Below are 26,615 nucleotides of genomic sequence, written 5' to 3'. Positions count from 1 at the left end.
GGCTATTCCGTCCGCAACGAAGCGGGACCTGCCAATTGTGCCGCATCAGCCAGCTTCTGCAACCGCCGGCATATGCATTAGCCACCGCTCGCCCCCGCCGGCATCTACACCCGCCAGCCTCCGGATAATGCAATGATCTGGCCGGTGATGTAATTCGCTTCCTCGGACGAGAGGAAGGCGACCAGTTCGGCCACCTCCTCCGGGCGGGCGAAGCGCCCGAGCGGGATCTCCTTCAGCAATTGCTCGCGCTCTTCGTTCGAGAGCGGCCCGAGCATGTCGGTATCCACCGCTCCCGGGGCGACCGCATTGACGGTGACTCCGAACGGAGCGAGCTCCCGCGCAAGCGCCTTGGTAAAGCTGTTAAGCCCGCCCTTGGCCGCGGAGTAAGCGACCTCGCCGGCCGCTCCGATCGCCCCCCAGACGCTCGAGACGTGAATGATGCGACCGCCGCGGCCCCAGGAGAGCGCCGGCCCGAACAGCTTCGCGAGCCGGTATGCGGACGTCAGATGAACCTGCAGCAAGTCGCTCCACGCTTCCTCGCCCGTCTCGTCCAGCAAGCCGTAATAAGCGGTTCCCGCGCTGTGGACGACAACGGACGGACTCCATCCGAGTCCGTCCATCTCTCCCTTCAGCCGCAGCAGCGCCCCCGGGTCGCGGAGATCGGCCCGCACCGCAATCGCGTCCGCGGCGCCCGCTTCCAAGCACCGCTTCCTCTCGTTCTCCGCCGCCTCGAAGGAAGCGCCGTAATGAAGCGCCACCCGGTCCCCCGCCGCCGCGAACCGTCTCGCCACGGCGGCTCCGATTCCCCTGGACGCGCCGGTCACAAGCACGGTTCGAGACAATTGTCCTCTCCCTGTCGCCGTCATTCTCCCCGCACGATCGACGCGGACATTCGGGACGGATGAACGTGTTCGCGCAGACGCGCGTTCAATTCCTCCAGCGTCAAGCTCTCGTACAGTCCGATCAGCTCGAACAGATCGCCTCCCCGGCTGCGGTAACGCGTAAATTCGCTCGCGATCGCTTCGGGGCTGTTCAGCATGCGGAGGTACGAGCCGATCCGCTTCCGCCTCGTTCTCTCGAAGACGGCTTCGTCGATTCCCGACTTGGCGGCTTCATTCAACGCACCCGTCACCCGGGCGATCAGCTCGTCAGGATCTCTCGTCTCTCCCCCGATAACGGAGAAGGCATAGCCCGGACCGGTATTGTACTCGTGGCCGAAGCCGTCGGAGATCAGATTGTCGTCGTACAGCTCCTGGTAGAGCGGCGAACTCGCGCCGAGAAGCGATTCGAGCATCAGCTTGGTCGCCAGCTCGCGGCGAATCGCCTCTTCCCCGCGCTGCGGTCCCGGAGTCTCCTTGTAGCCGAACATGCATTTAGGCAGCGATACGGGAAGATTCGTCGTCAGCAGCGGCGTCCGCACCGTCTCCGGTTCTTCGTCGAAGTATCGTTCGATCCGCCCGCCGGGTTCGAATTTTTTCCGCGCCTGGTTCGCCTTGATGATCTCCATCATCGCTTCGGGGTCGACGCCGCCGACAAGGAACAGCGTCATGTTCGAAGGATGGTAGAACGTGCGGTAACACTCGTACAGCATCTCCTTCGTAATCGAACGAACCGAATCAGGCGTGCCCGCGATGTCGATATGGACCGGGTGGTTGACGTAGAGCGCTTCGATCAGGCCGAAGTAAACCCGCCAATCCGCGTTGTCCCGGTACATGTTGATCTCCTGGACGATGATGCCCTTCTCCTTCTCCACGTTCGCGTCCGTGAAGTACGGGTTCTGCACGAAGTCGAGCAGCGTCTCGACGTTCCGCTCGATCGATTCCGTCGCGGAGAACAGATATACCGTGCGATCGAAGCTCGTGAAAGCGTTCGCCGAAGCTCCCTGCGACGAGAAGGTCGCGAAGATGTCTCCCTCCGGCTCCTCGAACATCTTGTGCTCAAGGAAGTGGGCGATCCCGTCCGGCACCTTCACCTCTTCATGGCCCTCGCGCTTGAAGCGGTTGTCTACGGAACCGTAGTGGGTCGCGAATGTCGCGTATGCCTTGGTAAAGCCGGGTTTGGGCAGAATAAACACGTCAAGCCCATTGTCCAGCTTCTCGTGCAGAAGGGTCTCCTGAAGCTGCGCATAATGTTCCTTAGGCACCGACTTCCGCCTCCTTCCGATCCCGCAGGAAGTAGATCGTGTCCAAGCCGACCCGCTGCGCGGCCGCCGTCACCTGCTCGGGAACGACCCCCGCTACGTCCGCAAGCATGTTCTCGCCGGTTCGATCGGAGCCCGACAGCACATTGTTGAAGTCGAACGCGATCCGCTCGAACGCGGAGTCCTGGAGCTCCCGCAATTGGTTGGAGAGCATCGCCTTCGTTCGCTCGAGCTCTTCCGAATCGAAGCGCCCCTCCTTCATCGCGGCGAGCTGCTCGACAATAATTCGCACCGCCTGCTCGTAGTTGCCGATCTCGATGCCCGATTGGATCGTCAGCAACCCCTTGTGCCCATCCAGCCTCGAAGAAGCGTAATACGCCAGAGATGCCTTCTCGCGCACATTGATGAACAGCTTGGAATGCGGGAACGCCCCGAGAATTCCGTTGTAGACCAGAAGCGCGGGGTATTCCGCCGCCGCGTAGCCGATGTCGGTCCGCAGTCCCATGTTCAGCTTGCCTTGCGCAACGTCCAGCCGTTCCACGATCGTCTGGGGCTCGGCGCGGGGGGCGCGGAACTCCGGCGCGGCGTAATCGGCCGGGGTTCCCTCCGGCAATCGGAACGACTCCCCTGCCAGCCGCTCGACCTCCTCCAGCGAGGTGTCGCCGGACACATACAGGTCGATCGCCGCTTCGCTCAGCCAATTGCGGTATTCCGTATAGAGCGTCCCGGCGTCGATGCCCGCCAGTTCGTCCTTCCGGCCGAGCGCAAGCAGCCGGTAAGGTTCATCCTTGCACATCTCGGCCACGCATCGTTCGCCGGCGTAACGGATCTTGTCGTTGACGATCGCTTCGATCCGCTTCAAGACCGTTCGTTTCTCCGCCTCCACGTACTTCCCGCGGAACGTCCCGTTCTCGAGCGCAGGCGACGTCAGCACCTCTCCGAGGAAACGCACGGCTTCCTGCAGGAGCGATAGCTCGGAAGACACGAAGCGGTCGTTGATCATGTCCAGACGAAGCTGGACGATCTGGTAATCGCCTCTCTTGTACAAGTCGAAGCCGAAGCCCGCCCCGTACAAGTCATCCAGCCGCTCGCGGAACGAGATTGTCTCCGGATAGGAGCTCGTTCCCCTCCGCAGGACGAACGGAGTCAGCGCGACTGCCGACACCCGCGATTCCGACAGCGGAATTCCGATAAACAAGGAGAGAGAGAACGTCTTAAAGCGTCTCGTTGGCAAGACGTGCAGCCGCATACGACCGATGGAGCCTCGCTCGAATTGTTCGGTTATCAAGGCATCTACCCCTTCGAGTCATTTCCAATTCAGCCTACATTTGATTTCAGCCTACATTTGATTTCAGCCCCATTCTACCCCATGGCCAAGCTTGAAGCAAATGCTTAAATGCAATGCTTGCAGGCAACTGGGATCAATCGCAGAAGATGTGCTTCCCGATCGTCTTGCGCTGCGGCCTCGTCCAGATCCAGGCGGAGGTCGCCGTGTCCGGATTGAAGTAATACAGGCAGCCGTCGCTCGGGTCCCAGCCGCTGAGCGCGTCTTTGGCCGCTTTATAAGCAGTCTCGTTCGGCTCCAGATAGATCTGGCCGTCGGCAACGGCCGTGAAGGCACCCGGTTGGAAAATCACGCCAGTGATCGTATTCGGGAACTGGGAATCCCGAAGCCTGTTGAGAATAACCGCCGCCACTGCCACTTGACCCTCGTAAGGTTCGCCTCTCGACTCTCCATACACCGCATTGGCCATCAGCTTGATGTCCTTCTCGGTCACGCCCGCATGGTTCGAAGCCGGCAGCTCCGAGCTGCCCGAAGCGGAGCCTCCGCTTCCGCCGGTGTTCGCAGTTCCGCCGCTGGACGACGGGAGCTCGTCGGCTGTCGGCTTGTAATTTTTGGTTGCCTCCCAGAGCTTGAGCTTCGTCTTGGAGCCGACGACGCCGTCGGCCTTCATGCCGAACTTCCATTGGAACCACTTCACGGAATCCAGCGTCTTCTGGCCGAATTCCCCGTCTACCTTGCCGCTGTAGTAGCCGAGATGCTTCAGGCGATATTGCAGCTCGTAGATGTCGCTGCCCGTCGCCCCTTGCTTCAGGATCGTATTGCTGAAGGTCGTCTCCGAATGGCGGACTTTCTCAAGCGAATACAATCCGAGCAATCCGACAACGAGACAAACGGATACAATCACCAGCCGGTATCTCACGCACAGTCACGCCTTTCCCAATCGATTAATGAGCCGTGCCGAAGGATGGCAAGCCTCATTCATGAACATTAGTATGAGAAAGGGAATCCTGCCTTATTCAAGCGGTTTGGCCCATACACGCAAGCAAGCGGCACAGGGAGGTCCCTATGCCGCTTGCTGCGATCATGACGTGATCCGGCCGCTTGCCTGATACTGCTCGAGAGAGACGAGCACCTCCCGAGGTTTGCTTCCTTCATAAGGGCCGACGATGCCGCGGGCTTCCATCGAATCGATAAGCCGCGCGGCCCGGGTGTAGCCGACGCGCATGCGCCGCTGCAGCAAGGAGACCGAAGCCTGCTTCGCCTCCAGCACGATCTGCACCGCCTGATCGTACAGCTCGTCGAGCTGCTCGTCCGCACCGGCGTCGGCATCGTCGCCGAGCTCCGGCACAAGCTCCTGATCGTAGACCGCCTCCGCTTGCGCGCGGACATGGTTCACGACCGCTTCCACCTCCGCGTCGGACAGGAAGGCCCCCTGCACCCGAATCGGCTTCGAAGAGCCCATCGGCAGGAAGAGCATATCGCCCCGCCCGAGCAGCTTCTCCGCCCCGACCATGTCGAGAATCGTCCGCGAGTCGACCTGCGACGAGACGCCGAAGGCGATGCGGCTTGGAATGTTCGCCTTGATGACGCCGGTGATGACGTCGACGGACGGCCGCTGCGTCGCAATGATCAAGTGAATGCCGGCGGCGCGGGCCATCTGGGCAAGCCGCATGATCGCGTCCTCCACGTCCCCTGCCGCCACCATCATCAGATCCGCAAGCTCGTCCACGATGACGACGTAATAAGGAAGCACCCCGTCCGGATTGTCGCCGCTGATCATCAGATTGTTGTAGCCTTCGATATTCCTCGTGCCCGACTTGGAGAACTTCTCGTACCGCTTCTCCATCTCGACGACGACCTTCTTCAGCGCCAACGCCGCGCGGCGAGGATCGGTGACGACCGGCGACAGCAGATGGGGAATGCCGTTGTACACATTAAGCTCGACCATCTTCGGGTCGATCATGAGGAACTTCACTTCATCCGGCTTCGCCTTGTACAGAATGCTTGTGATGATGCCGTTGATGCACACCGACTTCCCCGAGCCGGTTGCGCCCGCGACCAGCAAGTGAGGCATGCGGGCGAGATTGCCGACGATCGGCTGGCCGGAGATGTCCCGCCCGAACGCGATGGACAGGCGCGCCTGGGCTTCGTGGAACGCCTGCGTCTCCAGCACCTCGCGGAGAGTCACGACGCTTACCTCCGAATTCGGCACCTCGATGCCGATCGCCGACTTGCCGGGAATCGGCGCTTCCATCCGGATGTCCTTCGCGGCGAGCGCCAGAGCGATATCGTCGGTCAGGCTGACGATCCGGCTGACCTTCACGCCGACGTCCGGCTGCAGCTCGTACCGGGTAACCGCCGGCCCTCTCGCCACGTCGAGCACCCGCGCGCGGACCCCGAAGCTCTCCAGCGTCGCCTCGAGCTTGCGGGCGGTCTCCCGATTGTCGGCGACCGAGCCCCCCTTGCCGCCCTGCGGCTTGCCGAGCAGGTGCAACGGAGGAAGGCGATACGGCCGCTTCGGCTTCGGAACGGGCTTCGGAGGAGTCGCCGCCTGAGCCCCTTCCGGAGCCGGGCCGCCGCCGGCCGCATCGTCCGAATGCGGTCCCGCATCTTCCGCTCCCTCCGCTCCTGCGCCCGAATGCTCCCCCTCGTCCGGATACGGGAGCTCCGGATCGAATTCCGCGAGGCCTTCGCCCGCATCGGGTCCGTAAGCGTGTTCCTCGTCGTACGGATATCCCTCCGAGTACAGCGGATCATCCGGATTGTCGGAGCCAAGCTCCCCCATCCGATCCGGAGATTGCTCAAACGGAACGTTAAGCGGATTAAGGCCTGATTCTCCTTCTTCGAACGGCGCCGCCGCGTTAGGCGGAGCAGCTAGCTTGTCCGCCGCCGCCCCCTTGCCGAACAGACTGGTCAGCTTCGCGCCCTTCGCTCCCTCCTTGTCCGACTTGCGGATATGTACCTTCGGCCCTTCCGCCGCCGGATAAAGAATCGGCTCGTCGTCCCAAGCCTCGTCCTCCTCCTGCCGGTCCTCCCGGGACTCCCCCGGCTTGCCGTGGAAGAACTGGAAGAAGATCGGCTTCTTCTTCTCCCCTGCCGGGAACGCCTCGTCTTCGATCGGATCGTCGTCCTCCGGAACCGCAGGCACCGGCGCCGGCTTGCTTTTCTTCGCCTGCTTGACCGGAACCGCACGCGCCTTCACCGCCTTGCGTCCCGTCGACAACCGGGCGGCGAGCAGAGGGGCGAACCGCTTGACGAACCCTTGCGCAGCCCGAATCATATCCACATAGGACTTGTTGGAGATGAGCATAAGCGCGATCAGGAATTCGATCACGAGAACGAACTTCGAGCCGTAATTGCCGAACAGCCAGTAAAGGATCGAGTATTGGATCGCTCCGACCAGGCCGCCGCCGATATCCTTCTCCCAGATCCGGATCTCGGGCTCGACGGGCCCGTTCCAGATTTGATCGTGCAGCTCTGCAAGCGTCTGGCTGAAGATCGAGGCCGGAGTCACCGCGCCAACCGGTCTGAGCCGAGAATCGATAAAGCCCATCGCGCTCCAGAGTGCAAGAGCGCAGCACAACAGGACGAATCCGCTTCTCCGGAACGTCCACCCTCTCGGCCAAGAACGCTTGATCATTACATACAGGCCGAGCCAAATTCCAAGCAGCGCCAATAAGAAATAAAATTGCCCCAGCAAATACCCGAACAGCTTGGATAACGAACGGCCTCCGGCCGCCTCGCCATACAGCGCGATCACGGAGAGGGTAATAAGGAGTATGCCGTAGATCTCGTACTTCAGGCTTGCTCCGAGCGAGGCCTTCTTGCGTTTGCGCTTGGCCAAGCATGCCACCTCCCGACACAACATTATACCACAGTTGGTCGGGGTTTACATGATAGCGGAAGTCCGGCAAGCGTTTAGCGATTCGTGTCCCAGAGCGGGACTTCCGCCCTACCGTTCGCCATTTCCCGCGCGTTCTCCGACCATTGCGCCGCCCCGCTCTCGCCCCTGCCCTCGCGGTTCGCGAAGTAGATCAAGCTTCCGGGGGAATAGCCGGGGTTCAAGTAAGCGTCAAGCGGAGCCGAGACGAGCCGCACAAGGCGTCCGACTCCGGGAGAGACCGGAGAGAGCAGCATCGTCATTCCCGCCTGCTCGATCTCGAGCAGCGGTCCCGGCCCGTTCTCCCATCCTTCCATCACCCGATCGAGCGGCATGCATGTGTATAGAATCACCTCTTGTCCCCTCCTTCCGCCCCTTGCTTCCGTTCCGCGATTCGCCGGTTCAGCTCCCGAAGAGCTTCGCCGATGCCGCCGATCTCGTCGATCAAGCCGTGCGCCACCGCTTCCGGCCCGATCACCGTCGTTCCGATGTCCCGCGTAAGCTCCCCGGTCTTGAACATAAGCTCTTTGAACTTCTCCTCGGTGACGCGGGAGTGGCTCCTCACGAAGCGCACGACCCGCTCCTGCATCTTGTCGAGGTATTCGAAGGTTTGCGGTACGCCGATAATAAGGCCATTCAGCCGGATCGGGTGGATCGTCATCGTCGCCGTCTCGGCAATAAACGTATAATCCGCGGACACCGCGATCGGCACGCCGATCGAATGCCCTCCGCCGAGCACGACCGCAACCGTCGGCTTCGATAAGGACGAGATCATCTCCGCGATCGCCAGCCCCGCTTCCACGTCTCCTCCGACCGTGTTCAAGACGACCAAGAGTCCCTCCACCTTCGGGTTCTGCTCGGCCGCAACCAACTGCGGAATGACATGCTCGTACTTGGTTGTCTTGTTCTGCGGCGGCAGCATCAGATGCCCTTCGATCTGTCCGATAATCGTCAGACAGAACACATTCGATTCCGCCGCAGGAACCGTAACCTGCCCCAACTGGATCAAGCTCTCCGTGCCGGCGGCCGCTCTGCGGGCTTCGTCTCCGGGAGCCGGCTGCTCCGCATTCGCCGGCGTGTCCGGACCCGTCGGCTTCGGCTGCGGAGCCGGATTCGTCTTATCGCCCATTGGCACCCAATCCCCTCTCTGCTCGGCAATCCGATTGCCGCGAAGATTGTCCTAGTATGGGCGGCGTCCGGGCAAATATTCCTACGCAACGCACGAGGAGGACGGCAGCACGGAGGCGCCAATAGACCGTCTCCCGACGAGTTGGCCTCTTAGATCCGACGGCTTACGCAATTTTATGCGGTTTTCCACATTCGTCAGCCCGAATTCCGCATGAATCGATCTGGATTTAGACAGAAAAGTCTCGCCACCGTCTGGCACCAGCCGGCGCGGTCGGCATGTTGGTGAGTTGGCGAGTCGGTGAGTTGATTTCCACATTATGGTGACAAGAAAGGCGCTATCTCCCTTGTTAACCCTTATGCCTCTTCTCCCCTTGGATCAGGAACCTCCGCTCGCCGATCATGCCCTTGGGTCTTAGGACAGCCCATTCCCTTTGCACATCCTTATCCTGAACGAAAGGGAGAAGAGACCTAATCCCGCCAGAGGGAATACACCCATGGGGGCTTTTCATCACTGCGGATAGCCTCTTACGAATAATTTTCATGGTAGGGGGTGACAACTGTCCTTGTTGTCATAGTGGTTTTTCGCATATAATCGACCCAAACTGCCGTTGCCAAGCAGCACCAATGTGAAATTTCACAGCTAATTCCGGAGTCCCTGTGATCGCGCCGCGGCTCTGCTTCGCCTTCGGCAAAACCGCTGCACGGCCGATGCGGCTAAACGACCATCTACTCCAACAGAAATAGCCGCCCCTCTTCTCGATGAAGAGAGGCGGCTATCCGTTACCCTGAGTGTGGGGTGTTGCTGATTACCTTATACTTCCATAATGATCGGCAGGATCATCGGTCTTCTTCTTGTTTGTTCGAATAAGAATCGGCCGAGCGAATCCTTGACATTGGTCTTCAAGGATGCCCATTCGTTTACGTTCTCGCTCATGAGCTTCTGCAGCGTACCTGTTACGATACGGTTCGCTTCTTCGAGCAGCCCCTCGGATTCCCTTACGTACACGAATCCGCGGGAGATGATATCCGGTCCCGACATGATGGCGCCGTCTTGCTTGCTAAGCGTCACAACGACGACCAGGATACCGTCTTGAGACAGCAGCTTGCGGTCGCGCAGGACGATGTTGCCTACGTCTCCGACGCCGAGGCCGTCGATCAGGACGTTGCCGGAAGGAATCTTGCCCGCCTTGCGCGCGACGCCGTTCTGAATCTCGACGGTGTCCCCGTTGTCGACGAGGAAGATGTTCTCCTTCTCGATGCCGACGGATTCCGCGAGCAAGCCGTGGGAACGGAGCATACGGTATTCGCCGTGAATCGGAATGAAGAACTTCGGACGCATCAGGTTGAGCATGAGCTTCAGTTCTTCCGCGCTGCCGTGACCCGATACGTGAACGCCGGTGACGGAGCCCGGCCCGTAGATGACGTGAGCGCCGAGGCGCATCAACTCGTCAACCGTACGCCCGACATAGCGCTCGTTGCCCGGAATCGTATTCGCCGAGATGACGACCGTATCTCCCGGAAGAATGTCGACCTTCCGATGGGCCGAACGCGCCATCCGCGTAAGCGCGGACATCGGCTCGCCCTGGCTGCCCGTCGAGAGAATCGCCACCCGGTCCGCAGGCAGCTTGTTCACTTCCTCCGGCTCGATCAGCATTCCTTCCGGAATGTTCAGATAGCCCAGCTCGGAAGCGATGCTGACCATGTTCACCATGCTCCGGCCGATAACCGTCAGCTTGCGCCGGGTCTCCGCGGCAGCTTCGATAATCTGCTGAATCCGGTGCACGTTCGACGCGAAGGTCGCCACGACAACCCGCTGCTTCGCATTGCGGAAGATCGAGGTCATCTCCGAGCCGATGCTGCTCTCCGAAGGCGTGAATCCCGAACGCTCCGCGTTCGTGCTGTCCGAGAGAAGAGCCAGAACGCCGCGAGAACCGATCTCCGCCATGCGCTGGATATCTGCATGACGATCGTTAACCGGCGTATGGTCGAACTTGAAGTCGCCCGTATGCACGACGACCCCTTCCGGAGTCTCCAGCGCGATGCCCACGGAATCCGGAATGCTGTGGTTCGTCCGGAAGAAGCTTGCCTTGATCGCCCCGAATTGAATCTCCGAGTCGGGATCGATCAGGATCCGCTTCGTCTCGCCCAGAAGTCCCGCTTCCTTCAGCTTGTTCTCGATCAAGCCGAGCGTCAGCCTCATTCCGTACACGGGGACGTTTAATTGGCGAAGGACGTAAGGCAACCCGCCGATGTGGTCTTCGTGACCGTGGGTTACCAGAATCGCCCTTACTTTGTCGCGGTTCTCCGTCAAGTAGGTGATGTCGGGAATTACGACATCGATTCCGAGCATCTCCTCTTCCGGGAATTTAAGGCCGGCGTCGACGATGACGATGTCGTTCGCGTATTGAACCATGTACATGTTCTTCCCGATCTCGCCGGCGCCGCCAAGGGCTGAAATAATTACTTTGTCTTGGTTGTTCTTCTTGGACAAGTCTAGTACCTCCTACATTAGTTCGACGATCCCGCTCCTATGGAATTGTCAAGTTGCAAAATTTGGCCGCACCCAATCACTCATTGTTTATTATACATGAAGGGAAAGAACGAATTCAACCGCCGTTTGATCGGCCCTCTTCTCCCTGCGTGTTCCAAGTTGGTTTATTCCGCAACAAGCTTGCGGATAAAAGCCGCTTCCTCCTCGGAAGCTTCGACGAGAGGCAGGCGAACGCCGCCGACGGCTATTCCCTTCAGCTCCAGGGCATACTTAACCGCGACCGGATTCGGTACCGGATGCGGGCATTGGAACAATCCTTTAAACGTCGGATAAAGCCGATTGTTGAGAGCCACCGCGTCCTGAACGCGGCCATCCAGATAAGCTTCGATCATATTCTTCATCTCCGCGCCGACCAGGTGGCTGGCGACGCTGATAATGCCGTATCCGCCGACAGCGAGCGTCGGCAGCGTGATGCCGTCGTCGCCCGTATAGATGAAGAAGCCCTCCGGAGCGTCGATAACCAACTCCGTGATCTGTTCGACCGAGGCGCATTCCTTCGTGGCGACGATGTTCGGAATTTGTGCCAGCCGCAGCGTCGTCGCCGCGGACAGCCCGGCAACCGTCCGGCTGGGAACGTTGTAGAGAATGACCGGCAGGCTTGTCGATTCCGCGATCGCCTTGAAGTGCCGGTACATCCCTTCTTGGTTAGGCTTGTTGTAGTAGGGAGCCACAAGCAGGATGCCGTCGACGCCGGCGCGCTCGGCCGCCTTCGTCAGATGGATCGAATGATCGGTGTCGTTGCTGCCCGTGCCCGCGATGATGCGGCACCGGCCCGCCGCGCGCTCCACCGAGAAGCGGAACAGCGCTTCCTTCTCCTCGTCCTTAAGCGTCGGGGATTCTCCCGTCGTTCCGCAGACGACCAAGCCGTCGGACTTCTGCACCTCGATCAAATAATCGATTAACCGCCCTGTCTCTTCCCAATTGATCTTCAACTGTTCGTCGAATGGGGTCACCATCGCCGTAATCAGCCGGCCGAAGCTCATTGCCCTTCCTCCTCTAGAATAAATCCGTCTCTACTTCTTTATTCGTATATCTTTATTCATATAGCTTCCCGCATAAGCTTGCGCCGTCTGCCGGTTACAACACGTCACTTGAATACGCGAACGCATTCGGCGATCCCGTCCCTCTTCTCAAGAAGGGACGAGATGCAAGCCGAACGCGGCATGCAGAGCCTGCAGGGCGGGCACCATATCTTCTTCGGACACCAATACCCAGATCGTCGTGTTGGAGTCCGCCGATTGGAGAATCGGAATGCCCGCAGCCGTTAACGCTTCCACGATCCGGGCCATGATGCCCGGCTCTCCGTTCATCCCGCCGCCGATGACGGACACCTTCGCGCAGCCCGATCTCGACCGGACGGCGAGGCCCATTCCGCCCAGCAGCTTTAACGCCTCTCCGGCGTCTTGATCGATCACCGTATAAAGAACGCCCGCAGGGGTCACATTGATGAAGTCGACGCTGATTCCGTTCGTTGCCATCGCGCGGAACACCCGAAGCTGAACGTCGGACGGGCCTTCTTCGGTCGCCACCGCCAGTTGGGTGACCCCCTTCACGTGGGCAAGCCCCGTGACGGGCCGATCCGTCCAACCGCTCTGACGCCTGACCGAATCGGCGCGGGTGACCAGCGTGCCTGTTCCTTCCGAGAACGTCGAACGAACGCGAACGGGAACAGCCGCTCTCATCGCGATCTCAACGGCGCGGGGATGGATCACCTTCGCCCCGTTATACGCCATATTGCAAATCTCTTCATAGCTGACCATCGGCAGCGGCCGCGCTTCGCTGACCATCCGCGGATCGGCGGTCAGGATGCCGTCGACATCGGTATAGATATCGACAATTCCGGCCTGGAGAGCGGCTCCGAGCGCCGTTGCGGACGTATCGCTTCCGCCTCTGCCCAGCGTCGTGATCTCCCCCGTCTCCGTCATTCCCTGGAAGCCGGCGACGATAACGATCTTGCCTTCTTCGAGATACTCCAGAAGCCGCGCTCCGTTCACGCCGACGATTCTGGCAGAACCGAACCGGGCATCCGTGCGGATTCCCGCCTGGCCGCCCGTAAGAGCGACCGCCGGAATGCCTTCTCGGTTAAGCAAGCTGCACAAGGTTGCCGCGGAGATCAATTCGCCGCAACTGAGCAACAGATCCTTCTCTCGGTCCGGCAACGAATTGCCATTGTCAGCGATCCAATCGAGCAGGGTATCGGTGGCGTAAGGCTCGCCTCGCCTTCCCATGGCCGACACGACAACGACAAGCCGATGCCCCTCCGCTCTCTCTCTCCTAATATGACGGAGGACGTGCTGCCGACTGCAATCGTCAGACAGCGACGTCCCTCCGAATTTCTGAACGATGATCATTGCTCTCATCTTCCTTCCGAACAGCCTGCGGGGAAGTCAAAGGCAACGAAGAGAGTCGAGTCTTTATTCCGAATAAGCCGTGAAGCCGTTCCTATCTTAAGCGTATAAGAAACGCTCGATCAGCATGGGCTGCAGTTGTCTGCCTTGCAGCGCCGCCTCGCAAGTCTCCAGCACGAGGTCCATCCTCGCGACGAGGGAATTCGGCTTGGCCTCCGGATTGTCTTGCCCGAACGGGACGAAGTAGATGCTCTTGGCGACAAGCAGCTTCGCGATATTCGCGGCGTTAAGGCCAAGACCGTCGTTCGTCGAGATGGCTAGAACAAGCGGCCGGCCGTTGCGCAGCTGCGCCTTGGCCGCCATCAGCACCGGACTGTCGGTCAGCGCGTTCGCAAGCCGGCTCGTCGTGCTGCCCGTGCAGGGGGCGATGGCCAGGACGTCCAGCTTCTTCGAAGGGCCGAGCGGCTCTGCGGCCGTGATCGACGAGATCAGTTCGTTCCCCGTAATCCGGCGAAGCTCGGACTGCCAATGCTCCGAGGTTCCGAAGCGCGTGTCGGTCGTCAGAATCGTCTGACTGACGATCGGAACGACATTCGCGCCCGCATCCGTGAATCTCTGAATCTGCGGAAGCACTTCCGCAAGCGTGCAATGGGAACCGGTAAGTGCGTAACCGACGGTCACTCCATGCCAATTCATGGTTCATTCCCCCGTAGTCGCTGATCTTCCAACAACAGTTGGATAAGACCATTCGCGATAATTCGACCGGCCGTCTTCGGGGCGACGATTCCCGGCAATCCGGGGGCGAGCATCGCCTTGATTCCTCGCTTCTCGGCGAAGCGAAAATCCGTGCCGCCGGGCTTCGAAGCCAGGTCGATAATCACCGCTCGCAGGGGGAGTCCCGCGATCACTTGCGCTGTGACTATCATATTAGGTATCGTATTAAAAAGCAAGTCGATATTCCCCGCCTGACGCGCCAAATCGCCCATGTAGAAAGGCTCGAAGCCCATCTCGAACGCCCTCGCGAAGGACTCCTCCCGGCGTACTCCGGCCTTCACTTTCGCGCCGAGCGCTTGCAGCGTCCGCGCCATCGTGAGACCCGTTCTTCCAAGGCCGAGCACCATGCAAGTCGACCCGTGAATCGTAATGTCCGTGTGTTGGATGGCCATCATCAGAGCGCCTTCCGCCGTCGGGATCGAGTTGTAGATCGCTACGTCGTCCCGCTCGAACAGCTCGATAAGCTTCAGTTGATGGGCGGCGCACAGCTTCTTCAGATAGGCCTTGGCCATTCCGCAATAGATTTGGCAATGCGCGGGCAGCCTCGAGACGTACGCTTCGGTCAGCTTCATCTCCTTGTCGGTGAAGATGGCCGAGACCGTTCCGTCGTCCTCCGTTCCGACCGGAGGAAGAACAAGCGCATCGGCCCCGCGCAGCGCCTCTTCCGTCCACTCCGCCTTCGTTACGCCCGGGAACGGTGTGTCCAAGCGATCGAAGCCGATAATCGTTACCGTGGCATCCAATTCCGTTAGACGGCGGATGACTTCCAACTGCCGGGCATCCCCGCCCGCGAGCACTACGTTCACTCCCGTAAGCAAGGCATCCCCCTCCCTTCATGCCGCCAGTGTCGCAAGTACATAGCTATCTTATGCGTACGCCCACCGACGGGTGCGCAATCCCTTGCCGCGGCCTGACGGGCAGATCGGGACTTTTTTAACATATGCCAAAAAAAGAACCGCACAGCCGCCCTCCGCGAAGGGCTGCCCTGCGATCCTTGGATCAATCCATATCGATACCGATATCCACATCCGCGTTCATCTTCTCAGCGCCCTCCGCGAATCTTCTGCGCATGCGCCCGCGCGTCGTCGACGCTGTTTACGCGATTGCGGCTCCACTCCAGCAGGATGCGGTCGATGTAGCGGAAGTGCAGCTTGCCGGCGAACACCGATTCCTTCAGCGCGAACAGGATCAGCTCGTTCGGATAGCCGTCGTTGTCGATCCAGCCGTTGATCGTCTCGCATTCCATCGGCGTCAGCGGCCGCCCGAACTCCTGCTCGAAGACGCTGAACAGATTCGGCTCCGCCGCGTGCGACGCCGCGGACGGGATCGACCGCGAAGCGATGCCGGGCTCGAAGGAAGCTCTGGCGGCCTCGGCTCCTTCGAGCGGCACCTCGCCGGCGGCGAGCAGCGCCGCAATCTTCTGGAACAGACCGCTAAGGTTATATCGTTCCGCCTGAACGCCAGTGAGCGGATCGACGACCTCGTCGATGCCGACGAAGCCGTTCTTCACCAGCTTCTGCATCGTATGGCCTATCGCATCCGGAGAAGCGCCGAGCCGGCCTTGAAGCTGATCCATCGTCGGGAACTCGTTCTGCTCAAGCTGGCGGTACGCGATAATATGGATGAGCATCATGCATTCCGTGTCCATCAGCTTCAAGGCGCGATAGCTGCGCAGAAGCGCATAGGGCAAGCTCACCGAGCCGTCCGCATAGGCGGCGGCCAATCCTTGCGCAAGCGCGTTGCGATCGTGCAAACGATCGTTCATAAGCCTCTTCCTCCCTTCTTCGTGCCTGTGTGCCGACGCCCATGACGCGGCACCCAGAAGTCGCTAATTGCTCTCCGAAGAGGTTGTCAGCAGCCGGTACGTGTCCCGCGCGATCAGCAGTTCCTCGTTCGTCGGAACGACAAGCACTTCGACCTTGGAGCCATCCTTCGCAATTCGCCGCGTCTCGCCGGAACGCACCTTGTTGCGCTCCGTGTCCAGCTCGATGCCGAGGAACGTCAGCCCTTCGCACACCTTCTCGCGCAGCGGAGCCGAATTCTCCCCGACGCCCGCCGTGAACAGAATGACGTCGATGCCGTTCATTGCCGCCGCGTAGGCGCCGATGTACTTCCGGATGCGATAAGCATACATCTCGAACGCAAGCCGCGCCGATTCGTTGCCGTCCTCCATCGCCTGCACGATCTCGCGCATGTCGCTGCTGATGCCCGAGATCGCCATCAAGCCGCTGTGCTTGTTGAGCATCGAGTTGACCTCGTTCAGCGTCAGGTCTTCCTTGCCGATCGTGTACGGCACGATTGCAGGGTCCAGGTCCCCGCTGCGCGTCCCCATCATCAGCCCTTCGAGCGGCGTCATCCCCATGCTCGTATCGTACGACTTCCCGTGCATAATGGCCGTGCAGCTCGCTCCGTTGCCGATGTGGCAACTGACGATCTTCAGTTCCTCGATCGGCTTGCCGAGGAATAGCGCGGCCTGCTGGCTCACGTAATCGTGGCTCGTGCCGTGGAAGCCGTAGCGGCGAATCTTATGCTTATTGTAGAGCACCATCGGAATGGCGTACAGATACGAAGACTTCGGCATCGTCTGGTGGAACGCCGTGTCGAATACGACCGCCTGCGGAACGTTCGGCAGGTTCGCCTCGACCGCGAGAATGCCCATCATGTGAGCCGGGTTGTGCAGCGGCGCGAGGTCGAACAGCTTCTTGATCTCCAGCTTCACCTCGTCGTTGATCAGCACCGATTGCTTAAAGGACTCTCCGCCGTGAACGATCCGGTGGCCGACCGCCTGAATATCCTCGATCGAGCCGAGCACGCCGAAGCGCTTGTTCGTCAGCATGTCCAATACCTTGCGAACCGCCGTCGTATGCTCGAGAATCTCGCTGACCTCGCGAACCTCCGGACGGTCGTCGACCTCGTGTGTCAGAATCGAGGATTCCATCCCGATCCGTTCAACCCTGCCCTTGGCCAGAACGGATTCGTCGTTCATGTTGTAAAGCTGGTATTTGAGAGAGGAGCTTCCCGCATTGATGACAAGAATGTTCATGAGAGACGGCCTCCATCCCTATCGTATTCGAAAAACCCTTCTCCCGTCTTGACACCCAACTGCCCTGCTCGGACTTTCTTCTTGAGGAGGATCGACGGTCTGTACTTCAGCTCTCCGTATTCGCGGAACATTCGTTCCAGCGCGGCAAGCACCGCATCGAGGCCGAAGCGGTCGGCCATCTCCAGCGGTCCGTGCTCGAACTGGTAGCCGATTCTCATCGAAGCGTCGATGTCCTCCGGAGAAGCGACGCCTTCCTCGAGCAGGTGGAGCGCTTCGTTAATCAGGAGGCAGATCAGGCGGGTCGTCACGAAGCCGGGAGATTCGTACACCATGACGCCCTTCTTGTTCAGAACGTTCTCGACGAACTCCTTCGTCTGCCGGAACGTATCGTCCGACGTCTGCAGGCCGCGAATGATCTCGACCAGATCGATGCGGATAGCCGGATAAACGAAGTGCATGCCGATGACCCGCTTCGGCCGGTTCGTCACCGCGGCGAGCTCGGTCAAGCTGAGCGTCGACGTGTTGCTCGCCAGAATGGCTTCCTCCGGCAGAATGGCGTCCAATTGGGCAAAAACATGCTTCTTGCTCTCCACATCCTCCGAGATCGTCTCGATAACGAGATCGCACTTCGCCAGATGCTCGAGAGACGGCTCGGTATGTATGCGATTAAGAATTAATTTTTTCTCCGCTTGCGTGATGGCCCATCTCTCGATCTGCCGATCGAGGCTGGCTTCAATCGCTTGCATCGCCTGGCTCAGGCGCTCGTGCGTCTTCTCCGCGAGATGAACGTCCAAGCCCTTGACGGCGAGCATCTCGGCGATGCTCTGTCCCATCGTTCCGGCGCCGACCACTCCAATGTCTCGAAACATGTGCCTTCCTCCGCCCGTGTGTCTCTATTTTGGTCTCTCTTATCGCTTCTCCACTCCCCTTTATTTTAGCATATTCGACTATGTTCATAAAATCGACGATGTGTTGTCGATCCCGTTACAGGTCATTGAAGATTCCGCCGTTTATGATCGAAATCACAGCCAACTGCTCCAGCAGGATGGCGTTCTCCTCCTCCGTGCCGACCGATATCCGAAGACAGCGGGGCAACCCCCAGCCCCGGCCCGGTCTGACGATGACTCCGCGCTTCAGCAATTGCTCGTACACAAGCGGAGCGCTCTCTCCGATCTCGGCGAGGACAAAGTTGCTCATGCTCGGAACGCAAGCAATCGACAGCTTGGCGAGCCCTTCGTACAACTGCCGCCTTCCCCGTTCGTTGAGCGCCCTCGACGCTTCCATGTGCTCCTCGTCGTCAAGCGCCGCGAGAGCGGCCGCTTGCGCCAGCGCGTTCACATTGAACGGCTCCTTCACGCGCAGAATGCTGGCAACAACCGCCTCCGGAGCGGCCCCGAAGCCGACTCTTATGCCGGCCAAGCCGAATATTTTCGAGAAGGTGTGCAGCACGACGACCGGGAAGCCCTCCGCGATCAACTCCATCCCATCCGTGTAATCGTCCGCCGAAGCATAGTGCGAATACGCCGCGTCAATCGCCACGAGCACGCCGGAGGGGAGCCCCTCCACGAGCCGCCGCAGTTCCGTCTTCGCCAAGTACGTTCCGGTCGGGTTGTTCGGCGTGCAGACGTAGACCAGCTTCGTCCGCGGCCCAACCCGTGCGAGCAGGTCGTCTGCCGAATAGAGGCAGCCGTCGCGAAGCGGCACGCCCACGATGTTCGCATCCATCAGAATCGCGCCGAATTCATACTCGCTGAACGTTGGAGTCGGCACGATCACCTCGTCGCCCGGTTCCAGGTAAGCTTCCGACAGCAGCTTGATAAATTCGTCGCCGCCATTGGTCGCGAGGAAGCAGCCCTCCGGCAGGCCGTAACGCTTCGCCAGCGTCCGAACAAGCAAGCGCGCGCGATCGTCCGGGTAGCGATGAAGCTCCGGCAGCATCTCGCGAATCGCCTCCAGCGCCTTCGGCGACGGGCCGAGCGGGTTCTCATTGGAAGCCAGCTTCACGATCCGGTCCAGCCCGTATTCGCTCTTCACCTCCCAGATAGGCTTGCCCGGAGTGTAAGGGGTCATGCGATCAAGCGCAGCTCTAGCCGAGGCGGGCGGGATATTCGGCGTTCGGTTGGGATTGGAGGTCATTGGAATCTTTCCTTTCGTTGTCGTAATGGTGTCGCCATTGATTTTCCACCGGTTGCCATTGATTTTTCATTGCATTTGCTATTCTGTTCGCTTCATTACGATAATACATTATTGCGTCATCTTAGTAAAGCGTTAATGCGAAGATTGGAGATTGTCCGCGACTAGCCGCCCAATTGCACCGCTCCTTCTGCGCTCCAGGTCAAACGAGTGGGCCTCGGATGGATCGACTCTCTCAGCACCCCCGCTTGAGCCAACTACCACCTACGATTCCGCTCGACCGCCTCCGATCGCGCAACAGTCACAGAGAGCAACACAATATGTCGGAAAATCCGGCATTCGGAGCACGGGAGTAGTCAGCGAGCGGATCGTATGTCGGAAAATCCGACATTCGGAGCGCAGGAGTAGTCGGTGGGCGGCTCGTATGTCGGAAAAACCGACATTTGGAGCACGGGAGTAGTCGGTGGCGGCTCGTATGTCGGAAAATCCGACATTTGGAGCGCAGGAGTAGTCGGCGAGCAGCTCGTATGTCGGAAAATCTGACATTCGGAGCGCATGAGTAGTCGGTGGGCGGATCAAATGTCGGAAAATCCGGCATTCGGAGCGCGGGAGTAGCCGGTGGGCGGCTCGCATCGGGCCTTGTCGCGCATGCATGGTCCGAATCGATAGTTTGCGAAAGGTACTATTAGTAAGTTTGTTTAAATAAGCTGGCGGGATAGATCTGAATGGAACGAATCTGCGGCGGACGGCGAAGGTACGAGGAAAATGTATGCGAAAAATCGCATAAAATCGGGCGGCGGGGCGGCGGGGTTCCAATGCGGCGGGTGAGCGGGATATTCGGCGGGCGGCGGCAACTGGGAATTGGGGCTGGGGGCTGGGGAGTCGAATTCGAATGCGGTGCTCCAAACATCGAAGAAGCCCGGGGAATCTCCCCGAGCCTCGTATCTTGCCAGCGTATGCTTACTCTTCCCTTATTGGGCCCTCATTCGTTCGGCCCCTTATTCGACGACTACTTGGCGACGACGGCTTCGGTGCCGGAGGCGGAGGCGGCCTGCAAAATCTCGCTGACCTTCGTCACCCATTGCTCCGTGTACTTCTGCTCGACCGACCATTGAACCATGATGACGGACTCTCCGGGGTCCAGGTCGATCGCGAGGACGTTCTCCGCCGAATTCTCGCGTCCGTATGGATAGATCTTGAGCTGCCGGTCGAGGGCGACGGCCAGCACCTGCAGATTTACAGAGGCGTAGGCATCCGTCGCAGCGGGCTCCAGCGCGAGAACGTTCGCCCAATCGATCGGAAGGGAGTTGTTCCTCGCAATCTTGTCCGGCAGGCTCTCGCCCGTCTCCTCCTCGCTCGTAAGATCGAGCGCCCCATAGCCGGCGGAATTCCGGTAGCGCACGCCGGCCCAACTGCCCTGCTTGCGGATAATGCTCCATTGCTCGGTTCCGACGTTAACCGGGACGGCATCCTCTTCCTTCAACTCTTCCGTCGCTTCGTCATCCGACGCCGCTTCCAACGAGAGATGAGGCTCGGTCGACGAATCGTACGGTGTGCCGAGCGACTCGCTCAGTTGCTTCAGGCTCTGCACGAAGCGGCGCTCTCCGGCGCCGGAGCCTTCCTGTGCGACCGCCAAGTATTCGTGTCCGACGTAGAGAAGGCGTTCGGACAGCAAGCCTTCCCGAACGGGAGCCGCTTCCGGCACGGCGGCCAGCTTCTTGCTTGTATAGGCCTCGTAAGCCGAGATCGTCTGCGCGGATGAGGAGCCGTCGTCTCCCGTTGCGTTCAGGAACCAGAACGATTGCTTATACGGCATGACGATTCCGTCGCCCTGCGCCGCTACGACCAGCTTGTCTTCGCTCTCCGGCGCGACAAGAATCGTCCGGTACGTGCTGACGACTCCCCCGTCAGGCGTGGAGATATCCTTGCGCAAGCCGATCAGCATCGCCGTCTCCAGCGGTTCCTCCACCTTCGCCAGCTTGACGGCTTCCGGCTGGGAAGCCATGCTCATCTCGGCGTCCCGATTCGCTTGCCAAGCTTCCGTGCCGGAATCGGACCATTGCCAGATTCCGATGAGGAGCGCGGCCGCCACGGCGACCGACGCGCCCAATGCTGTCCAGAGGCTCCGGGAACGAGCGCGGCGCGGAGGTCGATCGAGGTTCGCTTCAATCCTTCTGCGAAGCCGCTCGTCGAAGCCTCCGCCAGGGAACGGCCCGTCAGACAGCCATTCCCTCAGCTCTTTATCCGTTGGATCCATATGCATTCTGCTCCTTCAACTTCGATAGTTTCTTGCGAGCATGGAACATGCGGGACTTGACCGTTCCTTCGGTTACGTCAAGCATGTCCGCAATCTCGCGAAGAGATAACTGATGGTGGGCGTATAAAATAATCACTTCCCTGTACTTGGTTGGGAGCTTCAGCACAAGCTTCCACATGTCGTTCACGGACTGCTTCTCCATCACTTCCTGCTCGACCGAACGCGACTCTCCCGTCTCCAGGGACCAATCGGTCAACGTCACCTTGCGCAGGAACGCCGAACGCTGGAAGTCGATCGCCGTATTGCGGGTGATCGTCAGAAGCCAAGTCTTCACCGAGGCATCGCTGCGGAACCCGTGAAGATTCTTGAACACCTTGATGAACACCTCTTGGGTGATGTCGTCGGCCATCTCCCGCTTGCGGGAGATGCTGTAGGCGTAATTCCACACTTCCCGTCCGTAAGCGGTCATCAGCTCGCTGAGCAGCGCCTTCTTGTCCGCGTGGTCGGTCATGTATTTCAAATAATCGAAGTTCGCTTCGGAATTCAAAACCGTCCACCTCTTCGTTTGACGATACGATTGCTTCATCGGTTCACTATTTCTAAAATTTTTATTAAGTCGGGAGGAAAATTTCATTTTTCTCTACAAATCTCTTCCCATTTATATCTATAATTCCTCTATATTCCCTGATGCAATCTCGTCATAATCTTCCTATATTCCCTGACACAATCTCGTCGTAATCTGCCTATATTCCCTGCCGCAATCTCTCTACAATGCTAACACAATTTCCCACCGGTTAGTTGCACTTGTTTTGACAATTGCAGTTGTTTGGACAAAAGTACATCTGTATTAGACGACGCTCGTCGACAAAAAGTTTAATGTTTCGGTAAATTTTTTAACCTTCGTTATACCGACAAAAATCGGGCGCCCCCCGCCCGCTAGCGACCGGAAGCGCCCGCTCCGCCTATCCTAATCTTATGCGGCAACGGCTTGGAGTTGCTGTCTTAATTGTTCGCCGGACAACGTCTCTTCGCGAATCAGAATATCGAGCATCTTGCGGAAGGTGTCCAACTGGCCGCCGAGCAAGGTTCTCGTTCTCTCCGTCAGCTCCTCGAGAATGGCGGCGTTCTCCTCCGCCCACCGCTCCGTCGTGATCGCCTGCGGATGCACGATGCCGAGCCCCGACATGCCGGACTCGATCATCGTGCGGGCGATGTTCGTCGCCTGCTCGAAGTCGTTGCGCGAGCCGGTGCTTCTTCCGCCGTAATGAAGCTCCTCCGCCACCGCGCCGCCGAGCGCGATCATGATCTGCTCTTCGAGGAACGGCTTCGTGTACAGATAGCTGTCCTGCTGCGGATGGTGCCGGACGTAGCCGAGCGCCTGTCCCCTCGGCGTCAGCGACACCTGGGCCACGCTGCCGGGACGGACGGACTCGGCGACGATGGCATGCCCCAGCTCGTGCAGGGCGACGCGCTCGCGCTCTTCCTTCGTCGTCTCCCGGTCCATCCGCTCGCCCATCATGACCTTGTCGATCGCCAGCGCCAGATGGTTCGCCCCGATCTGCTCGCATCCGTCGCGCATCGCGTAGATGGCCGCTTCGTTCATGACGCTCTCAAGCTGGGCGCCGGAGAAGTTAAACGTCTCGTCCGCCACCTTGGCGAGCGATACGTCTTCGGCCAGCGGCTTGTTGCGCGCATGAAGCTTCAGAATATGCTCGCGCCCGGTCTTGTCCGGAAGATCGACCTGGATGTGGCGGTCGAACCGGCCCGGGCGAAGCAGCGCGGCATCGAGCAGTTCCTTGCGGTTGGTCGCGGCGATAAGCAGCACGCGCGGCGACTCGTTGCCTTGGATGCCGTCCATCTCGGTGAGGAGCTGATTCAGCGTCTGGTCATATTCGCGATGCTGGCCTCCGTCCCGCTTGCCGCCGATGCCGTCGATCTCGTCGATGAAGACGATCGCGCTGTCCAGCTTCAGCTTGGCTGCCTGCTTGCGCGCTTCGTTAAACAAGTCGCGGATGCGGCCGGCGCCGACGCCGACGTACATCTCGACGAATTCGCTGCCGGAAGCGGCGATGAACGCCGAATGGGTGTGCCGGGCGGCCGCCTTGGCGAGCAGCGTCTTGCCCGTTCCCGGAGGTCCCGTCAGCAGAATGCCCTTCAGCGGGCGAATGCCGAGCTTGGTTATTTGGTCCTGCTTCACGAGGAAGTCGAGCGCTTCCGTCAGCTCCCGCTTCGCCTGCTCCTGCCCGCCGATATCGTCGAACGAGAGCGTCTGAGGCGCGCGCGCCGGCGCTTTCTTCGCCGCGGCGCTCATCGCGAGCCCTCCGCGGGTGCGCGAGAGCAACAGCAGACCGCCGACCATCACAATTCCGAGCAGCAGGGGAATCGCGGGCAAGCCGGCGAAGATGAGGAACACGAGCAGAATCGGCAGGAAGCCGACGGCGATCTCTTTGCCATACTGGCGGAAGTTACGCATTCGGCCACACCCCCATCTCCTGGCCGCTGCGCGGCAGAATCACGTACTTGGCCGCGTCTCCCATCCTCAGGCTGACATAGACGTTCGTGTCGTCCATCTCCGTCTCGGCTTCAAGCCCCGGAACCTGCTCCATCAGCTCGTCCATCGCGTCCTTCACGCCGGAATACTCGCGATGCTCCATCGCTTCGGCAACCTCGAACAGCGCCGAGCGCCAGGCTTTCTCAAGCTGAGCGTCCTCGGGTTCGCTGATGACCAGCTCCAGCGACTTGCTGCCGATCGATCCCGAGCCTTCCGTCCGTACTTTATGATAAATATCCGCCAGATCGGCCTCCGAAGACAGCTTCACCGTCAGAACAACCTTGTTAACCGAATTGCTTGTCTCGGCCGACACGACGCCGGGCAGCGACGAGGCTACTTTATCGAGCGGCTTCTCTACTCCGTAGTGCCCGTATGCGTACCATCCGCCGAACAGAAGCGCCGCGGACAATACGGCAGTAATCGCAACCGGCAGGATTCTCAATTTCATACCGCAATGCCCTCCTTCGCGATAAGCGCGTCAACCTCGTATACACTTGATGCAATACGCTAAGTATATCATTAACTAGCAGACTTGGCGTCCGCTAATGGTTGGCAGAGCTGCCACCTCGAATCGCAATCGACAGGAATGGGCAAAAAACGCCCAGGCGAGAAGCCCGAACGTTCGCGGTATGCGGTGCTATATGATGCAGATCGATGAAGCGATCACTTGCCGGGAAGATCATATGTCTTCAGATGCTCGCCGGAATGGAACTGATAGAAGTCGATCGCCTGCAGCTTCGACGCGGCGTCGGTCACATATCGGATCTCCCAGGCAGGCTCATTCTGGAACCACCCCGGCAGAATCCGGACGATGTCGTCTCCCGGATGGTCGATCCGGAACCTCGACACGATCTGGTCCTCGTCGTAGCCGGCCGACATCTGCTCGGCGGAGATGCCGCTCTCCCGCTCCCAGACAATTCGCTTGTCTCCTTGCGCGTCGGTGCCGATAACGACCCACACCGTCTCTTCCCAGACGTGCTTGTACGTGGCGTCGACGTTCGCAAGACCGCCTTCCGAGAGCGCAAGCCGAATCGCCTTCCGCTCGTCGGCCGTATACTCGGCGTCCGCCGAGCGGACGTAGACGAAGAAGGCGACACACAGGAAGAGCAGGAACAGCGCCGCGAGCAGGATGTAGCGCCAAGCCGGAATCCCGTGCGTCCGGCGGCGGTCTTCGAGGCGGCTGAGACTCATGCGCGGAGCCTGTCGAAGCAGCGCTGCGCTTCGTACCGGATCTGCTCGACGTCAAGCGTCAGCAGTTCGCGGTTCCGCAGCAGTTGCTTCCCGTCGACCCAGACGTGGGCGACATCCGCTCCCGAAGCGGCATAGACGAGATGCGAGACGTAATCCGTCGCCGGCACGAAGTGCGGCTTCCGGATGGAGACGCCGATCAGATCCGCCTTCATTCCCGGCTTCAAGACGCCGACGGTTCCTTCCAGCCCAAGCGCCTTCGCGCCGTAGACCGTTCCCATGCGCAGCGCTTCCGCCGCCGGAACGGCCGTCGGATCGCCGGACACTCCCTTATGAAGCAGCGCGGCCAGCCGGATCTCCTCGAACAGGTCCAGATTGTTGTTGCTTGCGGCGCTGTCCGTGCCAAGAGACACCGTGACGCCCGCGCGGAGCAGTTCGGGCACGCGGGCGACGCCGCTGGCCAGCTTCAGGTTGCTGACCGGATTGTGCGACACCGCAACGCCGCGTTCGGCAAGCAGCGCGATCTCCTCGTCCGTCAGATGCACCGCATGAGCCACGAGCGAAGGCCGCGAGAACAAGCCGAGCTTGTCGAGATGCGCGACCGGGCGCGCTCCGTAGTCCTTCACATTGGAAGCGACTTCGGCCGACGTCTCCGACATATGCGTATGGAGCGGAAGCTGAAGCTCGTGCGCGGCCGCGACGATGCGCTCGATATAATCCGGCGGGCACGTATACGGCGCGTGCGGCGACATCATGACCTGAATGCGGCCGTTCGCCCCTCCATGCCAGCGCTTCGCGAACGAGACCGCCTCCTCCAGCTTCGCCGTCTGCACGTCCGGCGGGCATAGACCGATAACACCGCGGGCGAGCGTCGCGCGCAGCCCGGAGTTCTCGACCACCTCGGCAACGCGATCCATATGGTCGTACATGTCAAGGAACGTTGTCGTCCCGCTCAAGATCATCTCCGCGGCCGCGAGCGAAGTGCCCCAGTAGACGTCGTCTCCGGTAAACTTCCCTTCCATGGGCCACATGTGATTTTCCAACCAGTCCTGCAGCACCAGATCGTCCGCAAGCCCGCGAAGAAGGGACATCGCCGCGTGCCCGTGCGTGTTGACAAGCCCCGGAAGGAACAGATGGCCTTCGCCGTCGATCTTCTCGGAGGCGGTGTCCCGCAGCTCGGCCGGAGCCTCGCCCTCTCCCATCGCCGCGATCGCAGTTCCTTCTACGGACAGCCACCCCTTGAAGACAGGCTGCTCCGGGTTCATGGTAACGAACAAGCCGTTCTCGATTAACCAATGCGTCATAGTCTCTTCTATCCTCTCCGTTATAGACCTTGC

22 protein-coding genes are annotated in these 26,615 nt (G+C 60.0%); all 22 read right to left on the bottom strand.

Annotated features, from left to right (window positions below; translation table 11 throughout):
- Positions 1–104 precede the first annotated feature (104 nt).
- The 22 genes from ymfI to E6C55_RS14515 all read right to left on the bottom strand — a co-directional run bounded on the left by ymfI (position 105) and on the right by E6C55_RS14515 (position 26,582).
- The gene (ymfI, locus tag E6C55_RS14620) at positions 105–842 is read right to left on the bottom strand and encodes an elongation factor P 5-aminopentanone reductase (RefSeq protein WP_330999626.1); all 738 of its coding nucleotides are present in this window, start codon (positions 840–842) and stop codon (positions 105–107) included.
- Between the two features lie 20 nt (positions 843–862).
- Entirely contained in the window at positions 863–2,143 is a 1,281-nt protein-coding gene (yfmH, locus tag E6C55_RS14615) for an EF-P 5-aminopentanol modification-associated protein YfmH (RefSeq protein ID WP_136370531.1), read from the bottom strand.
- Positions 2,136–3,428 carry an EF-P 5-aminopentanol modification-associated protein YfmF gene (gene yfmF, locus E6C55_RS14610; protein ID WP_407923733.1) on the bottom strand — a complete coding sequence of 431 codons (1,293 nt, stop codon included), beginning with the start codon at positions 3,426–3,428 and terminating at the stop codon, positions 2,136–2,138. Before yfmF ends, yfmH begins: the two co-directional genes overlap by 8 nt.
- Positions 3,429–3,561: 133 nt before the next feature.
- Positions 3,562–4,344 carry a spore cortex-lytic enzyme gene (sleB, locus tag E6C55_RS14605; RefSeq protein WP_136370530.1) on the bottom strand — a complete coding sequence of 261 codons (783 nt, stop codon included), beginning with the start codon at positions 4,342–4,344 and terminating at the stop codon, positions 3,562–3,564.
- Positions 4,345–4,506: 162 nt separating this feature from the next.
- Complete coding sequence (locus tag E6C55_RS14600; RefSeq protein ID WP_168735643.1) at positions 4,507–7,293, bottom strand: DNA translocase FtsK; 2,787 nt, start codon at positions 7,291–7,293, stop codon at positions 4,507–4,509.
- 50 nt (positions 7,294–7,343) lie between these two features.
- Positions 7,344–7,658 carry a YlzJ-like family protein gene (locus E6C55_RS14595; RefSeq protein WP_136370528.1) on the bottom strand — a complete coding sequence of 105 codons (315 nt, stop codon included), beginning with the start codon at positions 7,656–7,658 and terminating at the stop codon, positions 7,344–7,346.
- Positions 7,655–8,434 carry a ClpP family protease gene (locus tag E6C55_RS14590; protein WP_136370527.1) on the bottom strand — a complete coding sequence of 260 codons (780 nt, stop codon included), beginning with the start codon at positions 8,432–8,434 and terminating at the stop codon, positions 7,655–7,657. Before E6C55_RS14590 ends, E6C55_RS14595 begins: the two co-directional genes overlap by 4 nt.
- Positions 8,435–9,244: 810 nt before the next feature.
- Complete coding sequence (locus E6C55_RS14585; protein ID WP_136370526.1) at positions 9,245–10,924, bottom strand: ribonuclease J; 1,680 nt, start codon at positions 10,922–10,924, stop codon at positions 9,245–9,247.
- Positions 10,925–11,088: 164 nt separating this feature from the next.
- Complete coding sequence (dapA, locus tag E6C55_RS14580; RefSeq protein WP_136370525.1) at positions 11,089–11,967, bottom strand: 4-hydroxy-tetrahydrodipicolinate synthase; 879 nt, start codon at positions 11,965–11,967, stop codon at positions 11,089–11,091.
- A gap of 147 nt (positions 11,968–12,114) precedes the next feature.
- Positions 12,115–13,335: an aspartate kinase gene (gene dapG / locus E6C55_RS14575; protein ID WP_136370524.1), complete on the bottom strand. Its 1,221-nt coding sequence runs from the start codon at positions 13,333–13,335 to the stop codon at positions 12,115–12,117.
- Between the two features lie 96 nt (positions 13,336–13,431).
- Complete coding sequence (locus tag E6C55_RS14570) at positions 13,432–14,028, bottom strand: dipicolinate synthase subunit B (protein WP_136370523.1); 597 nt, start codon at positions 14,026–14,028, stop codon at positions 13,432–13,434.
- Positions 14,025–14,924, bottom strand: coding sequence for a dipicolinate synthase subunit DpsA (dpsA, locus tag E6C55_RS14565; protein WP_136370522.1), 900 nt, complete (start codon positions 14,922–14,924; stop codon positions 14,025–14,027). Before dpsA ends, E6C55_RS14570 begins: the two co-directional genes overlap by 4 nt.
- A gap of 224 nt (positions 14,925–15,148) precedes the next feature.
- On the bottom strand, positions 15,149–15,871 hold the full coding sequence (locus E6C55_RS14560; protein WP_136370521.1) for a DnaD domain-containing protein: 723 nt from the start codon (positions 15,869–15,871) through the stop codon (positions 15,149–15,151).
- Between the two features lie 63 nt (positions 15,872–15,934).
- The gene (locus E6C55_RS14555) at positions 15,935–17,149 is read right to left on the bottom strand and encodes an acetate/propionate family kinase (RefSeq protein WP_136370520.1); all 1,215 of its coding nucleotides are present in this window, start codon (positions 17,147–17,149) and stop codon (positions 15,935–15,937) included.
- Positions 17,146–18,018 carry a 3-hydroxyacyl-CoA dehydrogenase family protein gene (locus E6C55_RS14550; protein WP_136370519.1) on the bottom strand — a complete coding sequence of 291 codons (873 nt, stop codon included), beginning with the start codon at positions 18,016–18,018 and terminating at the stop codon, positions 17,146–17,148. Before E6C55_RS14550 ends, E6C55_RS14555 begins: the two co-directional genes overlap by 4 nt.
- Before the next feature lie 115 nt (positions 18,019–18,133).
- On the bottom strand, positions 18,134–19,285 hold the full coding sequence (hisC, locus tag E6C55_RS14545) for a histidinol-phosphate transaminase (protein ID WP_136370518.1): 1,152 nt from the start codon (positions 19,283–19,285) through the stop codon (positions 18,134–18,136).
- 1,006 nt (positions 19,286–20,291) lie between these two features.
- Entirely contained in the window at positions 20,292–21,539 is a 1,248-nt protein-coding gene (locus tag E6C55_RS14540; protein WP_136370517.1) for a hypothetical protein, read from the bottom strand.
- On the bottom strand, positions 21,523–22,086 hold the full coding sequence (locus E6C55_RS14535) for an RNA polymerase sigma factor (RefSeq protein WP_230986688.1): 564 nt from the start codon (positions 22,084–22,086) through the stop codon (positions 21,523–21,525). The genes E6C55_RS14540 and E6C55_RS14535 overlap by 17 nt, the downstream gene beginning before the upstream one ends.
- 426 nt (positions 22,087–22,512) lie before the next feature.
- Entirely contained in the window at positions 22,513–24,012 is a 1,500-nt protein-coding gene (locus tag E6C55_RS14530) for an AAA family ATPase (RefSeq protein ID WP_136370515.1), read from the bottom strand.
- Positions 24,005–24,538 (bottom strand): hypothetical protein, encoded by a 534-nt coding sequence (locus tag E6C55_RS14525; RefSeq protein WP_136370514.1) that lies wholly within the window; start codon positions 24,536–24,538, stop codon positions 24,005–24,007. Before E6C55_RS14525 ends, E6C55_RS14530 begins: the two co-directional genes overlap by 8 nt.
- Before the next feature lie 215 nt (positions 24,539–24,753).
- Positions 24,754–25,281, bottom strand: a complete 528-nt coding sequence (locus tag E6C55_RS14520; RefSeq protein ID WP_136370513.1) for a cell wall elongation regulator TseB-like domain-containing protein — start codon at positions 25,279–25,281, stop codon at positions 24,754–24,756.
- Positions 25,278–26,582 carry an amidohydrolase gene (locus E6C55_RS14515; RefSeq protein ID WP_136370512.1) on the bottom strand — a complete coding sequence of 435 codons (1,305 nt, stop codon included), beginning with the start codon at positions 26,580–26,582 and terminating at the stop codon, positions 25,278–25,280. The genes E6C55_RS14520 and E6C55_RS14515 overlap by 4 nt, the downstream gene beginning before the upstream one ends.
- Between the last annotated feature and the right edge of the window lie 33 nt (positions 26,583–26,615).

This window comes from Cohnella fermenti, assembly GCF_004801405.1.
GTDB lineage: Bacteria > Bacillota > Bacilli > Paenibacillales > Paenibacillaceae > Cohnella > Cohnella fermenti.
Note: the sequence above shows the minus strand (reverse complement) of the source record. Positions and strands in the feature narration are given on the sequence as shown.